The following is a 14,976-nucleotide window of genomic DNA, read 5'->3' as shown; positions in this document are numbered from 1 at the left end:
ATCAAGTAAAAAAACAATCACTTCGTCGGGATTTTTCCGAACGATGTAGTGATTGTTTTGAATATTGTTAAGTTTTACGTTTTACTTTACAGCTGATCTTTCTCAAAGTCACGCAGCCAAGCCAAGGCCAAAGCTTTATCACCCAAATGAGTCCCGATTACCGGTCCAAAATAGCTTTGCTCAATTGGCATATCCGGATATAATCCGTGAATTTTTTCGGTCCATTCTTCGCCGGCTTTCGGATCGTGGCCGTTAATAACCAAGGCTCTTAGCGGATAATCGGCTTTTTGCTTTGCCTGGGCAAACAGCTCTTCAACCCGTTTGAGGGCTTTCTTTCGTGAACGAACTTTATCAAAAGCGACAATTTCATTGCTTTTATCATCAAAAGTCAATAACGGTTTAATTTTTAAAATACCGCCAATAAATGCCGAGGCATTGGACAGTCTGCCGCCACGCACCAGATTTTGTAAATCATCAACAACAAAAAGCTCATCAATGGTAGCTCGCAAGCCGTCTAAGTATTGAATAATCGTTTTTGGATCACGTCCCAACCGAGCCATTTTGCTGGCTTGTATTGCTAAGTATCCCATCAATTTAACAGTTATTTTGGAATCATAGGGAATGACCTTGATTCGATCGATTTGGGGGGCTAAATTTTCGATGGATTGATAAAAGCCTGAAATGGTACTTGCCAGGTGAATACTGATGACAGTGTCATAGCCTTGATCAGCAAGTTCATTATAAACATTCATCATTTCGCCCATTGGTGCTTGTGAAGTGCTTGGAAATGAATTTGCATTCTTCAATTTGTCGTAAAATTCTTCCGTACTGAGATCGACACCTTCCCGATACTCGTGGCCGTCGATGATAACCGGCATTGGAACTACCGTAATATGATACTTTTCCGCTTCTGCTTTAGTCAGATAAGCTGTGCTGTCAGTGACAATCGCAATCTTCATTTATTTCACCTGCTCAATTAAATTCTATCAAGACTTTGTTCTAAACGATTAATCAAAATCTTTAAAAGGTTCTTTTCTTCATTCGTCCAGTGGCTAAAAACCTGATTTTGAAGGTCTTTTACGCTTTGCGCAACATTTTGGCTGGACTGGGTTCCTTTGGCTGTCACACTGTAGATAAGTTGCCGTTTGTCTTTACCAACGGCCGTTTTGGCTAACATTTCTTTAACGACCAGCCGCTTTAGCTGTCTTGATAAAGTTGAAATGTCCAGCTTGGTAACCTCAGCCAAGGTCTCTTGAGTGGTGTTGCCCGCAATTACGTGATTAAGCAGTTTCCACTCTGAAACAGTCAGGTTTTGCTCCTTGGTAATTTTCATTAATCTGGCGCTGTGGCTTTTAGCCGCAGCATTTAAAGCAGCAAGAATATCTTTCATCCTGAAAAGACCTCCGAAAAAATAGTATACGCTATTTGATAATGAGTTACAAAAAAAGCGCAAAGGTTTATTCAAATCTCAAACTCAGCAGCCGGCCGGACTTAAAATCAGTTTTAATCTCCGGGTTACCCTTCGCATCAGTTGATAAAGTGCGGTATACTAGTAATTGCTATATATACGAAAGTGAGTGATACAATGTCATTCGACGGATCTTTTATTCATTCTATGAAGCAGGAATTGACGGCGCTTCTCCAAACTGGCCGAGTTAGCCGAATCAACCAGCCTTATCCAAATGAATTAATTTTAACAATTAGAGCCCATGGAAAAAATCATCAACTGCTCTTGTCGGCTAATCCGACTTATGCAAGAATTCAAGTTACCAAGATTCCCTATGTCAACCCTGCTGTGCCAACCAACTTCGCAATGATTATGCGAAAGCATTTAAATGGTGCCATTCTTACCGAAGTTCACCAGTTGGATAATGATCGGGTCCTTCAATTGGGATTCACCGGTCGAAACGAATTGGGTGACCAAACCAAGCTTAATCTTATTGTGGAAATAATGGCCCGCCATAGCAACATCATTTTGATCAGCCGATCGGATAATCGGATTATCGATGCGATTAAACACGTCGGATCAGATGTTAATCGCTATCGGCTATTATTACCAGGTGCCACCTATATTAATCCACCTAACAGGACTTGCAGAATCCCTTTGCCAAGACCTCGTTTAATGATATTACACAATTGATTAAGGATTATCCAAATGTTGACGTGTTGGCAGGTGCGCTTCAAAAAACAATTCAGGGTTTGGGAAAAGATACTGCCAAAGCACTGGCTCAGGCTTTGCATAAAGACACCCATGTTGAAGAAAATTTTAAAGCGTTCTTTGAACAATTCAATTCACCAAAGCCAACCTTGAGCCATATTGGTAATAACAAGATTAATTTTACCGCATTTCCTTATCCAGATACAGATAAAAATGAATTCTACCCTACTTTAAGTGATTTATTAGATGCTTATTTTGCAACACGGGCCCAGCGAGACCGGGTTCGCGAGCAAGGTGCCGTCTTAATTCAGGTTGTTAAAAAACAGCTTAAGAAGAATCGGACCAAGTTAAAGCGGCTTAAAAAAGATCTTAAAGAAACCGAAAATGCAGACGAGTATCGGGTAAAGGGCGAAATTCTAACTACGTACCTCAATAAAATTCAACGCGGGATGACGACCATTGAATTGCCCAACTATTACGAAAACAACGCGCCAATTAAAATCAAGCTTTCAAACCAGCAATCGCCGTCCGAAAATGCACAAAAATATTTTAAACGGTATCAAAAATTAAAAAGTGCCGTTAAATATTTAAATGAGCAGATTCATTTGACCCAACAGGAAATCGATTATTTCGAAAGCATTCAATCACAAATCGAATTGGCAAAACCTGAAGATCTGGTTGATATCCGTTACGAATTGGAACAGGGTCATTACCTTAAAGATCATGAACAACACAAAAAGAAGAAAAATAAACGCCGAAAAATTAATAAACCGGAAAAGTTTGTTTCAAGTGACGGCACAGAGATATTAGTTGGGAAAAATAACCTTCAAAATGAGCGGCTGACCATGCATACCGCTGATAAACGGGAGACGTGGCTTCATACCAAGAATATTCCCGGTTCTCACGTAATTATTAGAAGTTTTGATCCTTCTCAGGAAACAATTGACGAAGCAGCTGCGTTGGCCGCTTATTTTTCAAAGGCCCAGCAATCAACAAAAGTGCCGGTTGATTATACACGCGTCAAAAATGTTCGTAAACCAAACGGAACTAAACCGGGTTACGTTATTTACGATAGTCAGCAGACAGTCTTGGTTGATCCGGATGAAAAGCTGGTTAACCAGTTATCTGAAAATGCTAAAAAATAATGATTTAAAAAGCGTTACCATTATCCAGATTGGAAAAGGTAACGCCTTTTTAATCGGTATTTTACCAATAACGTGATTTTAAATAGTTGACGAGTCAATTTTTCTAAACGATAACGAAGAACCAACTTCCTGCGTAGATGTACCGTCCGTTCGATTTGATTGGAGTTCCTTAAAAGGAAAAACCGCCTCCATCATCGCATATCGCTTGTGAATCCCTGGTTGATAATATGATGCCAATTGGTCAATATCCAGAATCCCCAAATATTTTTTCACCAGTGCGTCAATCCAATTAACCCCAGTGGTTTTATTTAAAAAAGCAGATTCGGTAATTCGGATCGGTCGAATTCCGGCAAATTGGTAAGTTGCTGCCGCGTCTTTATAAAATAAAACTTGAACCAATCCCTGCCACTGACTGGTATCGATTTTGGAAATTGCTTCAGTAATTAAATCGTTTTCCTCACGCTGCCAATGCGCCATCGGTTGTTGGTAATCATTGATATACCGCAATTCCGTTCGATGACTTTTTGTGTAAAACGAGATAGTTGTAATAGGCAATATTCGATCCTGATCGATAAAGAGATCAACCGCGTCCGTTGCTTGTTTTTGTTTGTATTTAGCAACCTTTTGGTCAGGAGGTAGGACAACCATATTTAAATCCGCAAACTCACGCAATTTATTCGATAAGTAATGTCGATTTCCCGGCAGGAAAATAATGTCCGGTTTTTCCAGATTTACGATGTTTAAAATATTACCCAATTGAATCGGCTCAATGTACTGCTTATCACTAAGCGCCGGTGCCAATGAGATAGCATTGGGATTGGTATTCATAATAATCGTCTGGTAGCCCGCTTTACGAGTTGTATTTAAAATCTGAGCGGTGTAGTAGTCTGCTGCCGCATTCGGCCCCAGCTGATTGCCGCCTCGCCCAATTACCAGTGCTGTTTTACCAGGACAGGCCCGACTTTCATTTTCCAATTCATAACTGCTGTAGAAAACATTGGTTGCTTCCATGAATTCGCCCGCACTGGGTTCAACTTCTTTAAAGGTTACTTTTTGTTTGGCATTTCGATTCATCCGTTCAATGGTTGAAATATTGACATGCCATAATTCAGCCAACATACCATCACCAAAACCGTATTTGTGCCCAACTTCAACAGCTGTTGGTGAAAGTGGGTTATTAATCACAAAATCCTGCGCCCGTAGTAGCTGATTCATTTTATAAAAATAAAATCGATCAATTTTAGTCAGCTCGGAAAGTTCATCAATGGAGAAACCTCGCCGAAGGGCTTCCATCAAAATCAGGATACGACTGGCAAGTGGATGAATCAATTGATTAATCACGTCATCATCATTCACTTTGGAGACACTTGGTAAAATGTCTCGAGGTGAAAACTGCGAACTGTGCATGGCTTTCATAATTGCTTCTTCAACTGTTCGGCCAACACCAATTGTTGAACCGACTGATTTCATGAGTGTATTTAAATGCTGATCCACATCCGGAATATCTCTAAACGGCCATAACGGAATTCTAACAACCACATGGTCCATTGTTGGTTCCATAAACGGCAGATATTTACTGTATTTCTCCGGTAATTTAATCTCCGGCAGTGCGTATCCCATTTCTAAAAGTGTGGAAACGTAAGATAAAGGATACCCGGTTACTTTGGCAGCTAAGAGTGCGTTTCGGGTAAAAAACGGGCTGACTTTGGTTACATAATAGTTGGCATTGGTTCTGCTTTGGGCAAATTGTATATGACAAGTTCCCGTCACATTAATCTCATCCATAATTCTAAAAGTAGCTGTTCTTAACGCCTGATACTCTTGGTTAATCAATGTTTGTGTCGGTGCGAAAATAATTGAATCGCCGGAATGAATGCCAATCGGGTCCATATCCTCCAAACCGGAAATCAAAAGTTTGTTGCCGTTCTCATCACGAATAGCGACCATTTCAATTTCTTTGTAACCAACAATACTCTGTTCAATGGAAACCCGTTTGATATAAGTTCGCTTGAAACTGATTTCCAACGCATCTTCCAATTCATCGGTATTATTGCAGATAAATCGACTGGTATCATGACTGGCTGATAGTGGTTTAACGATTACCGGAAAACCAACATCACGAACAAAGTCCATTGCCTCATCATCATCAGCCACAATTTTGGACGCAATAATCGGTTCACCCGTTTCAGTCAACATCTCTCGAAGCTGCTGGTTATCGAGTACTTTTCGCAAATCAATGGGTCGAATTCCGAGTAATTGAATATTATGACTGGCTAAAACATCGCTTTCTTCCAACTGCCAAGCAACTTGCATTGCATTTAAACCGCCAATTTTGGGCATAATTGCGTCCGGCTTTTCTTTCTCAATGATCTTCACGACGTTTTGAAAGTTAACTGCCTGGACGTAAACATCAGCTGGCTGAACTTCCTCACTTGCAAATGAAAAGGGATTGTCATCCACATAAATGACCTGCGTGCCGGTCTTTTTAATTGCCGTCAGCCGCTCATACGCAGCCGCGTCCAACTCGTTTTCATGACCGATATTGGTTGGCCCGCCACCGAGTAGGAGCAGCTTTTTAATATTCGTCGTCATTATTATCCCTTCTTCTTGCCATAAATTCCGTAAAGTCGTCAAACAAACCAACACTGTCTTTGGGACCGGGGGCACCATCTGGAGAAAATTGAACCGAAAAAGCCGGATAATCCCGGTGTCTAAGCCCCTGAACCGTCCCATTTACCAAATCAATATGGGTAATAAATAATTTTGCGTGATCAATTGACTTTGAATCGACGGCATAGCCCTGTTCTTGGCCGGAGAAAAAGATTTCGTTGGTAATAATCTCTCTAATCGGATGGTTACTGCCATGATGTTCAACTCGAAGCTGGTCAACTTTCGCACCATTGGCCATCGCGAATAATTCATGACCAAGACCAATCCCCAATAACGGAACCTGCGTTTGAACTTCTCGAATCATTTGTAAAACCGATTCAGGTAAATTCCCAGGGGCTCCCGGACCTGTGGACAGTACAACCCCATCAGGATCCAAATCCAAAATTGCCTCACTGGTAGCACTCCACGGCACAACTGTCACATTACAGTCCCGCTTGGATAATTCCCGAAGAATCCCGCTCTTCAAGCCGAAGTCAACGACAATCACGTTGGCCCCCTCGTCCGGGTTGGGATAAGGTTTCGGGGTTGCTACCTGCGCTACCTGTTGATTGGTTAAAACCGTGGCGTGTAATTGATCAAAAGCGTGTTCATCAGCAACATCAACAATGCTGGCCATCATGTTACCTTTTTGCTGTAAATGACGTCTAATTTGGCGGGTATCCACATCATATATGCCGGGAATCTTATGTCGTTTTAAATATCGATCTAAAGAGATCCGCTTAAAATGGTCTGTCGCCAAGTTTTCATACTCCCGGACAATGACCCCTTTTGCTGACGGCAAAACGGACTCATACGCGTTTTGCGCGAGCCCTGTATTACCAATTGAGGTTTGAGTGAAAACAATGATTTGGTTATGGTAAATCTGGTTGGAAATAATTTCCTGATAACCGTTCATTGTCGAGTTGGCCACTAGTTCACCCGTAGTCGTGGCGAGTGATCCAAAAGCTTTTCCCGCATACGCGGAACCATCTTCTAATATCAAATATCTTTGCGTCATGTTGACTCCTCACTACCAGGATAAGGATCATTTGATGAGTTCAACTGCGTCCTTGTCATCAATTTCTGATACATATACCTTGATCTTTTCTTTTTGGGAACTTGGAATATTCTTGCCGACAAAATCAGCTCGAATTGGTAATTCACGATGACCGCGGTCAACCAAAACCGCCAAATTAATACTCTTTGGCCGACCTAAATCCATGACAGCTGATAATGCAGCTCTGACGGTTCTGCCCGTGTATAAAACATCATCCACCAGAATGACCCGCTTTCCTTCAACTGAAAAGTCGATTTTGTTATTGGACATTTTGACATCCGTGCTGAGTGAATCGTGTTCGATATCATCACGATAGTTGGTAATATCGAGTTCTCCAACCGGGATGGTCACATTTTCCAATTGCTGAAGCCGGTCGGCAATTCGATTGGCCAGAAAAATGCCCCTGGTCTTAATTCCAATCAAAACCAGGTCTTCTACCCCTTTGTTTTTTTCGACAATTTCATAAGTGATTCGCGTTAATGCCCGTTGCATGGCCATTTTATCCAAAATTATTTTGCCCATTACTAAATTCTCCTTAGATCATTTTTACACACATTCATTTTTATATTACGATTGCTTATCCATTCCAGAATATGGGAGTCCTGCCAAGTTGTCAAGATTCAAGTGATTGATTTACCCGCAAGGTCCGCAGGGTTTTCTCAAAAACTTCAGGAAGCGGTGCTGAAAAAATCATTAATTCATGGGTTCGTGGATGTTCAAACCCCAATTCCTGTGCATGCAGGAATTGGCCGTTACCGTGAATGGTTTTTTTAGGACCGTACAGTGGGTCGCCAACCAATGGATGCCCAATATACTGCATATGCACCCTGATTTGGTGGGTCCGGCCGGTTTCCAATCGACAGGATACCAAGGTATAATCCGCAAACCGCTCCAGCACTTTAAAATGGGTAATCGCCGGTCGGCCATTTAAAACGACTGCCTGTTTTTTCGATCCTTCGGTGAACGACCAATCGGTGCGTTGATCACACCGGTATTCTCTTTGATTCTTCCGTGAACCAAGGCAACGTATTTTCGCAGGTTCTTTTTAGCCTTTAGCTGTTCGGATAACGCTCTATGGGCATCATCGTTTTTGGCAACCATCAAGAGGCCGGAAGTATCCTTATCAATACGATGGACGATTCCCGGACGATACTGACCGTTAATGGTAGAAAGCGGGCTGTGAAACAGCAGCGCGTTCACCAACGTATGGTTGGGATGACCCGCGGAAGGATGGACAACCATTCCTTGCGGCTTATTGACCACGATGACATCATCATCTTCATAAACAATATCAAGCGGGATGTTTTCCGGCTCAATTTGAACAGACTTCGGCTGAAGGTCTTGAACCAAAATAATGTCGGCCGGCTTGGTTTCATACTTGGGCTTCTTTTTTTCATCATTGACGGTAATCGTGCCGTCTTCAATCATTTTTTTTGCTTTCGACCGACTTATTTGGGAATCCAATTCGCTCACAATTTTATCTAAACGTCCCAATTCATCGGTAATTTCAAATTTTTTAGACAATCTGGCTTCCCTCGCTCTACTTTTCACGGATAATCGCAAATCCAATAATTAAGATCCCAATGGTTAAATACATATCGGCGCAATTAAAAATTGGAAAATTGATAAAATCCAGTTGAAACATGTCAACAACATGATTGCTGAAGATTCGATCGATCACATTCCCGATTGTTCCGGCAAAAAGCAGGCTTAATCCAAATCGATACCACAAATTCGACCAATAATGAATTAAAAAATAACCAATCAAGATAGCGGCTACAATCGCAATGAGTACAAAAATAAATTGGTGGCCTGATAAAATGCTCCAGGCAGCACCGGTATTATTTATCCGAGTAATCGACAAAACGCCTGGAACCACCGAAAACGATTGTCCAAGCGCCAATGTTCCAACGACCCAATGCTTCACAAGCTGATCGAGCCCGATTAGTAACAGAATGCCGATAATAACTATAACTGGCAACTAAAAATCCCCTTTTAGAATAGGCCGGTAATTCGACCGTTTTCATCAATATCCATGTCCAAAGCTGCCGGATGACTTGGCAAACCGGGCATTGTTAATATTTTACCAGTAAGCGCCACAATAAAGCCAGCCCCTAATTTAAGCTGCAGGTCGGAAACGTGAATCGTGAAATTTTCCGGGGCGCCTAATTGTTTAGCATTATCAGTAAAAGAGTACTGAGTTTTCGCCATGCAAACAGGCAAGTGATCGTAACCCATTTTTTCGATTCGTTTCAACTGATTCTTGGCTTTTCTGGATAGTTCTACGTTGGCACCACCATAAATCCGGGTTACAATTGCCTGCATTTTCTCTAAAACACCGGCATTTTCATCATAAAGCCGATGAAAGTCAGCTGGCGTGTCGCATGCCGCAATTACTTTTTTAGCCAAGTCAAGACCGCCTTGGCCACCCTGAGCCCAACTATTGATAATTTCGCCGGTTACTTTGAGTGTGTTTTTAACATAGTTTGATAAGTAGCTTAATTCATCATCGGAATCAGTGGCAAATTTGTTGATTGCCACAATTACCGGCTTGCCGTACTGCTGCATACCTTCTACGTGGCGCTTCAAATTGACAACGCCCTTTTTTAAGGCTGCCAGATTTTCAACATTCAATTCTTTTTTATCGGCACCGCCGTTGAGCTTTAAAGCGCGAACTGTTGCAACAACCACGACACAGTCAGGTGTTTTGTTTAATCTCGGCGTTACAATATCCATAAACTTCTCGGCACCCAAGTCAGAGCCGAAGCCAGCTCGGTAATCGCGTAATCGCCATATGCCAAGGCCGCTTTGGTAGCTAAAATACTGTTGCAGCCATGCGCGATGTTTGCAAAGGGACCGCCATGAATAAATGCAGGTGTCTGCTCAAGTGTTTGAACCAAATTTGGTTTAACCGCGTCTTTAAGCAGCAGTGTTAAAGCACCTTCAACGTGAAGATCGCTAACGTAAACCGGCTGACGGTCATACGTATAACCAATCAGGATTTTGCTGATTCGCTTTTTCAAATCCTGCAGACTGGTTGCCAGACACAGGATTGCCATCAGCTCGCTGGCAACTGTGATATCAAAGCCGTCCTGACGGGGAACCCCTGAGGTTCTGCCGCCAAGACCGATTACAACTTGGCGAAGTTCACGATCATTGACATCCAATACCCGCTTCCAAACGATTTGACGTGGATCAATATTTAACTGATTCCCATGCTGAATATGGTTATCAATTAATGCAGCCAAAGTATTGTGGGCCTCGGTCAAAGCGTCAAAGTCACCTGTGAAGTGAAGGTTAATATCTTCCATTGGCACGACCTGGGCGTACCCACCACCGGTTGCACCGCCTTTCATACCCATTACGGGGCCTAACGAAGGTTCCCGTAAGGCAAGCACAACGTTTTTATGTAATTCCTTAAACGCGTCACCCAGACCAATAGTAACCGTCGTTTTTCCTTCACCGGCGGCAGTCGGATTAATTGAGGTAACTAAAATTAATTTGCCGTCTTGATGACTGGCTGTCGGGTCAAAGTTGACCTTTGTTTTAAACTTACCATATTGTTCAAGATCATCCGGATCGATTCCAAGTTGATTTGTCACTGTTGTAATAGGAGCCATCTTAGCTTCCTGGGAAATTTCAACATCGCTTTTCATAATAAAAATCCTCCTTGATTTCAATATTGGATTAAAATTTATTTTTTAGAAATCATTTCACTGATTTCAATCACAGAGTTGGCAGGCAGGATAAAACTATAAATTCGGGTATTCGCAACAAATCCAAGTTGATATTTTGATGTCGTTACGTGAGAAATCTGGTCAAAATCAACAACCAGCCAATGTGGATTAGTGATTCGGCTGACAATCAACTTGTTTTCGTATACCTGAATACTTCGAAAATGAATTTCCGCCCACGTTAAAAAGGCAAATAGGACGAAGAAAAACAAGGTTATCCATTGAAAATGCGTAATTTCCAACCAGATGATTACGCCAATAAAAAAGATCAGCAGCGTCCAACTCCAGCAGATAATGCTGCTTAATGGATTTGGCTGGTAAAAAAAGTGTCGTTTTTGCGTTATCATTAAACAAGCTCCTTAAATCAAAGAAAGTGGTGCCAAAATGATTAAACTATATACAGATGCAGCCGTTAACCAGCGAACCTGCCAAGCGGCTATCGGAATCTTAATAATTCAAAACGGCCATCAAATACAACTAAGTCAAAAAATTCAACCAATGAACAACCACGAGGCTGAATTTACAGCCGCCATTATCGGCTTTCAAAAACTAATCGATTTAAAAGCCGACCCCACCGGGTTTGTTTTTTATTACACCGACAGCAAAATTGTCATTGATAGCCTTAATAAGGCCTATGCCAAACATTTCGAAAATCAAACCGAACAATTACTAACCCTGCAGCAGCATTTTTCGACCGTTATTAATACTTGGATCCCTGACAGTCAAAATCACGGCGCCCATTATCTGGCTACTCAGGCCCTGCATGCTAAATGATGTAGTTGCTTAATGGCCTGGTAAATGCTTCCCAGTGCCCCCATTGTTCATCCACAATCGCTTTGGCCAGTAAATAACCAATTATCGGCCCGGTAGTCAATCCTGATGATCCTAAACCACCACCTAGCAAAATATTGGGGTTACTCGGCAGCCGACCAAAAAACGGTGCGAAGTCATCCGTATAAGCCCGGGTGCGACTCTGGTTTGCATAATCTGCCCTGCTTTTAGCCGGTTGTCAAAGACTTGGGCGTTTTTCAGGAGCAGCGTTTGGGCTTTCGCTGTCGCTTTAAGATCGAAGCCACCATCATTTTCATGGGTCGCACCAACCACTAACTTCCGTTGGCTGAATGGGATAATATCTGAACTGCCTTCCGGCATTAAAACCGGCAGTCGGCTCCGATATCGAAGCGGATTAACAGCTAGATCAATCAATTGGCCCTTTTGCGGTCGAATTTTAACTAAATAATTAAGTGGTTTTAAAGTTCCTTTCATCCACGCACCAGTCGCAACGATAATGGTATCAAATTTTTCCAATCCCATAGATGTTCTAATTTGACCACTTTTATCGAAAAAGACCCGTTGTCGGCGGACGATCAGCCGCTGCTTTTGTGCCTGCTTTAGGAGCTCTTCAATAAAACAGCGACCATCAATTTTGGCACCGCCTTTCACAAAGATCCCTGCCGGCGGATTGGTTAAAAATGGGAGTCTTCGGCCAACCTCACGGGCAGAAAGCAACTCGACGTCCTGCATGGCCGGCGTATGCTGCAGCTTAATCATGGCCTCTTGGTATAGACTTTCAAGGTCATCAGGCTGCTTTCGAGTCACAATGGTCCCCGTTTGCTGGTAAACATTTGGTCCAAGCTTTGCGTCCGCGATTAACTTTGGATAAAAAGCAGCCCCCTGTTTAGCTAAAGCGTACCAGCGTTTGTTCCGTCGTTTTGACAGCCAGGGGGAAATAATTCCCGAGGCCGCCTTGGTTGCTTGGCCCAAATCATCATCAAACAACGTTACGGATAATGATTGTGATTGATCCAAATAACTTAGGTAAAAAGCAGCTGTTGCACCAATGATCCCGCCACCAATTACGGCAACTCGCTTTTGCATCTGCTCACTTCTTTCTGCCAATAGTTCCTATTTTAACATAAAAAGCCGTTTTAATCGGCTGAATAATTCGATAGACTGCTCATATTGCGAACTTTTTTACCCCAATATTGAAAATAATCCGTTCTTAGGGCGCCGTTATATAATTTCCGCCGTTTGGTGGCCTTTTGACCATAAAAGTTTTCAAATTCAAGATCCGAAGTTAAGAAGTATTTGGACCAACTGGTTAACGGTTTAAAAGCCCTGCCCATCTGACGATACAATTCATGAACCTGCTTTTTTTCACTCATTCGCTCACCATACGGTGGATTAGCAACGATTACACCGTTTACCTTATCCGTTTTGAAATCAGCGACTGCCAGCTGCTTAAATTGAATGTCAGCCAGCAGACCAACCTCTTCGGCATTCTTTTTGGCAATTTCGACCATATTTTCGTTAATATCACTGGCCGAAATATCCAATTGCCGATCATAATCCGCTTTAGAGTCCGCTTCGTCACGAACCCGGCGGACCATTTCCGCGTTAATCCAGGGCCAATTTTCACAAAGGAAATCACGATTAAAGCCGGGCGCAATGTTGCGGCCGATCAAAGCTGCCTCAATGGGAATTGTCCCGGAGCCACACATTGGATCAATAAACGGCATATCCGGGTACCAACTAGTTAGCAAAATAAGTGCAGCCGCCATATTTTCTTTCAATGGTGCCGGTCCCTTTTCGATTCGATACCCGCGTTTAAACAAGCTGGGGCCGGTTGTGTCCAGCGTCAGCATGGCCTGGTCCTTATTAAGGGCAATCTCGAGTGGAAATTTGGCCCCGGTTTCAGGTAATCTGGTATGCCGGTGGTAAGCAGTACTCAATGAATTCACAATTGCCTTTTTAACGATTGCCTGAACATCCGGTACGCTATGCAGCTTTGAATTCCGTGACCGGCCTTCAACTGGAAATTCGGCATCCATTGGCAGCAATCGGTCCCACTGATTACTGGCTGTTTTTTCAAACAATTCATCAAAAGTCTGGGCCTTAAATTCATCTACGACGATCTTAATGCGGTCGCAGTTCTCAGCCATAAATTTGTTTTGATAATGTCCTGTTCATCACCGACAAACCGAACCCGGCCATTTTCAACCTGGGTTTCATATCCCAAATCACGAAGTTCTTTACCTACGAGTGCTTCAATTCCTGCAGCACAAGTTGCAATTAATTTAAATTTCAATCAATCTCACGCTCACTTACTTTTAGAGTCATCATGCCACGGCTTTTTTACCGTTTTTATCTGTTTCTTTAATCATACCGTATTTTAGCCGGAAACACGGCTAAATTGGGAATTTTTATGAGATATTAAAAAAGAGAACGTCCCAAGAGGCCGTTAACTTCCAGAGCGCAAGCGGATTACCTAAATATTTTAGACTGGAATATTTGGGTAATTCGGTTACGAAGCAGGAAGTTGCCTTTTGGCACCCGTTTTTGCTCGGTAATAATCTTGATTATGTAAAAAGGGCTGGACAAAATTACTTTTGTCTCAGCCCCTATCCTGCTTTGTGCAAATTCCTATAAGCCATGTTTTGTGCTCACTGATTTCCAGGAACAAACCAGTAAGTAGTAATCATCTATCTGAGAAATAAAATATTTCTCCCCCACACTTGGTTCATTTACCGTGTGTGAAGCTCCCCTACCAAAAGTTTGGGTTTCCCGCTCGAGGGGTTTACCGCGTTCCACTGCCGAAATTTCTTCCGACATTCGTCACTGTGGCACCTTAGGGATTCTGCCGCATAGCCATTGGCCTTAGCTTGGAATCCGCCGTAACTCTTATTCAGAGTCCCCCGGCTTATTTTTTCACCGAGCACGAACACTACAGGCATCGCAGCCTGTGCGAGAATGGACTTTCCTCAGCCGCCTTAAAGACGACCGCAATTACTCAGAATTTGCACTGAATCCAATAAGTTAACTAAACTTTATAACCGGTGCGATTCGTTTGAACCACTATCCAATTGTGATCCGAAGACTCGCCTCTCCAAATTAGACAAACGCTTAAGGATGTCCATATTCGTTGCGCTGGACATTGATTGACTGGCAGCCGTCCGACTGGCGGTCGGCATACCGGCACCGGCGGTTGGCATTTGCTGACTGCCGGCAACCGCCAATTGTTTATTTAATTCATCAACCTGGACCTTTAAACGTTCATTCTCATCGCTTAACTCTTGCAATTGCTTGTTAAAGGTTTCGTAATCTTTAATAATATTGTCTAAAAAGCTATCGACATCATTTGGATCATACCCACGCATTTTTTGCTTGAATTCTTTTTGGAGGATATCTTTTGGAGTATAGTTAATGTTTTCCATATTTATTGGTTACACCTCG

12 protein-coding genes, 1 other RNA gene and 4 pseudogenes are annotated in these 14,976 nt (G+C 42.5%); 3 read left to right on the top strand and 14 right to left on the bottom strand.

Translation table 11 applies throughout. The features are described from left to right. Window positions 1-86: 86 nt before the first annotated feature. On the bottom strand, window positions 87-959 hold the full coding sequence (locus JCM14108_RS01425; RefSeq protein ID WP_035177711.1) for a DegV family protein: 873 nt from the start codon (window positions 957-959) through the stop codon (window positions 87-89). Between the two features lie 17 nt (window positions 960-976). Then, window positions 977-1,390 carry a MarR family winged helix-turn-helix transcriptional regulator gene (locus tag JCM14108_RS01420; protein WP_035177708.1) on the bottom strand — a complete coding sequence of 138 codons (414 nt, stop codon included), beginning with the start codon at window positions 1,388-1,390 and terminating at the stop codon, window positions 977-979. A 195-nt stretch (window positions 1,391-1,585) separates the two neighbouring features. On the opposite strand from JCM14108_RS01420, the pseudogene JCM14108_RS01415 reads away from it, so the two are divergent. Further along, a pseudogene (locus JCM14108_RS01415) lies at window positions 1,586-2,850 on the top strand (NFACT family protein); the annotation flags it as partial. Between the two features lie 3 nt (window positions 2,851-2,853). Continuing rightward, a complete protein-coding gene (locus tag JCM14108_RS16060; RefSeq protein ID WP_369385513.1) occupies window positions 2,854-3,303 on the top strand; it encodes an NFACT RNA binding domain-containing protein in 450 nt (149 codons plus the stop codon). 78 nt (window positions 3,304-3,381) lie between these two features. Here the strand turns inward: JCM14108_RS16060 and JCM14108_RS01410 are convergent, their stop codons facing one another. From JCM14108_RS01410 to JCM14108_RS01380, 8 genes and pseudogenes are all read right to left on the bottom strand, one after another. Further along, on the bottom strand, window positions 3,382-5,895 hold the full coding sequence (locus tag JCM14108_RS01410; RefSeq protein WP_035177706.1) for a carbamoyl phosphate synthase preATP-grasp domain-containing protein: 2,514 nt from the start codon (window positions 5,893-5,895) through the stop codon (window positions 3,382-3,384). Continuing rightward, window positions 5,879-6,970, bottom strand: a complete 1,092-nt coding sequence (locus JCM14108_RS01405; RefSeq protein ID WP_035177705.1) for a carbamoyl phosphate synthase small subunit — start codon at window positions 6,968-6,970, stop codon at window positions 5,879-5,881. The genes JCM14108_RS01410 and JCM14108_RS01405 overlap by 17 nt, the downstream gene beginning before the upstream one ends. A 27-nt stretch (window positions 6,971-6,997) precedes the next feature. Continuing rightward, entirely contained in the window at window positions 6,998-7,531 is a 534-nt protein-coding gene (pyrR, locus tag JCM14108_RS01400; protein ID WP_035177702.1) for a bifunctional pyr operon transcriptional regulator/uracil phosphoribosyltransferase PyrR, read from the bottom strand. A 91-nt stretch (window positions 7,532-7,622) separates the two neighbouring features. Continuing rightward, window positions 7,623-8,039, bottom strand: coding sequence for an RluA family pseudouridine synthase (locus JCM14108_RS16055; RefSeq protein ID WP_369385512.1), 417 nt, complete (start codon window positions 8,037-8,039; stop codon window positions 7,623-7,625). Further along, window positions 7,937-8,533, bottom strand: a complete 597-nt coding sequence (locus JCM14108_RS01395; protein WP_369385509.1) for a pseudouridine synthase — start codon at window positions 8,531-8,533, stop codon at window positions 7,937-7,939. Before JCM14108_RS01395 ends, JCM14108_RS16055 begins: the two co-directional genes overlap by 103 nt. 16 nt (window positions 8,534-8,549) lie before the next feature. After that, entirely contained in the window at window positions 8,550-8,990 is a 441-nt protein-coding gene (gene lspA, locus JCM14108_RS01390) for a signal peptidase II (protein WP_035177700.1), read from the bottom strand. A 14-nt stretch (window positions 8,991-9,004) separates the two neighbouring features. Beyond that, a pseudogene (locus JCM14108_RS01385) lies at window positions 9,005-10,665 on the bottom strand (formate--tetrahydrofolate ligase). A 38-nt stretch (window positions 10,666-10,703) separates the two neighbouring features. Beyond that, window positions 10,704-11,090: an EbsA family protein gene (locus tag JCM14108_RS01380; protein ID WP_035177697.1), complete on the bottom strand. Its 387-nt coding sequence runs from the start codon at window positions 11,088-11,090 to the stop codon at window positions 10,704-10,706. Window positions 11,091-11,127: 37 nt separating this feature from the next. Between JCM14108_RS01380 and JCM14108_RS01375 the strand changes: the two genes are divergently transcribed. Continuing rightward, window positions 11,128-11,517, top strand: a complete 390-nt coding sequence (locus tag JCM14108_RS01375; RefSeq protein ID WP_035177695.1) for a ribonuclease HI family protein — start codon at window positions 11,128-11,130, stop codon at window positions 11,515-11,517. On the opposite strand, the pseudogene JCM14108_RS01370 reads toward JCM14108_RS01375, so the two are convergent. From JCM14108_RS01370 to gpsB, 4 genes and pseudogenes are all read right to left on the bottom strand, one after another. Further along, a pseudogene (locus JCM14108_RS01370) lies at window positions 11,510-12,621 on the bottom strand (NAD(P)/FAD-dependent oxidoreductase). The gene JCM14108_RS01375 and the pseudogene JCM14108_RS01370 sit on opposite strands and share 8 nt — an antisense overlap. Window positions 12,622-12,671: 50 nt before the next feature. Further along, window positions 12,672-13,831: pseudogene (locus tag JCM14108_RS01365) on the bottom strand (THUMP domain-containing class I SAM-dependent RNA methyltransferase). Between the two features lie 333 nt (window positions 13,832-14,164). Next, an RNA gene (rnpB, locus tag JCM14108_RS14210) (RNase P RNA component class B) lies at window positions 14,165-14,541 on the bottom strand. Window positions 14,542-14,570: 29 nt separating this feature from the next. Continuing rightward, on the bottom strand, window positions 14,571-14,957 hold the full coding sequence (gpsB, locus tag JCM14108_RS01360; protein ID WP_035177693.1) for a cell division regulator GpsB: 387 nt from the start codon (window positions 14,955-14,957) through the stop codon (window positions 14,571-14,573). Window positions 14,958-14,976: the final 19 nt, after the last annotated feature.

It is taken from the genome of Lentilactobacillus farraginis DSM 18382 = JCM 14108 (genome assembly GCF_000583655.1).
Lineage (GTDB): Bacteria > Bacillota > Bacilli > Lactobacillales > Lactobacillaceae > Lentilactobacillus > Lentilactobacillus farraginis.
This window is presented reverse-complemented; position numbering and strand designations above follow the sequence as displayed.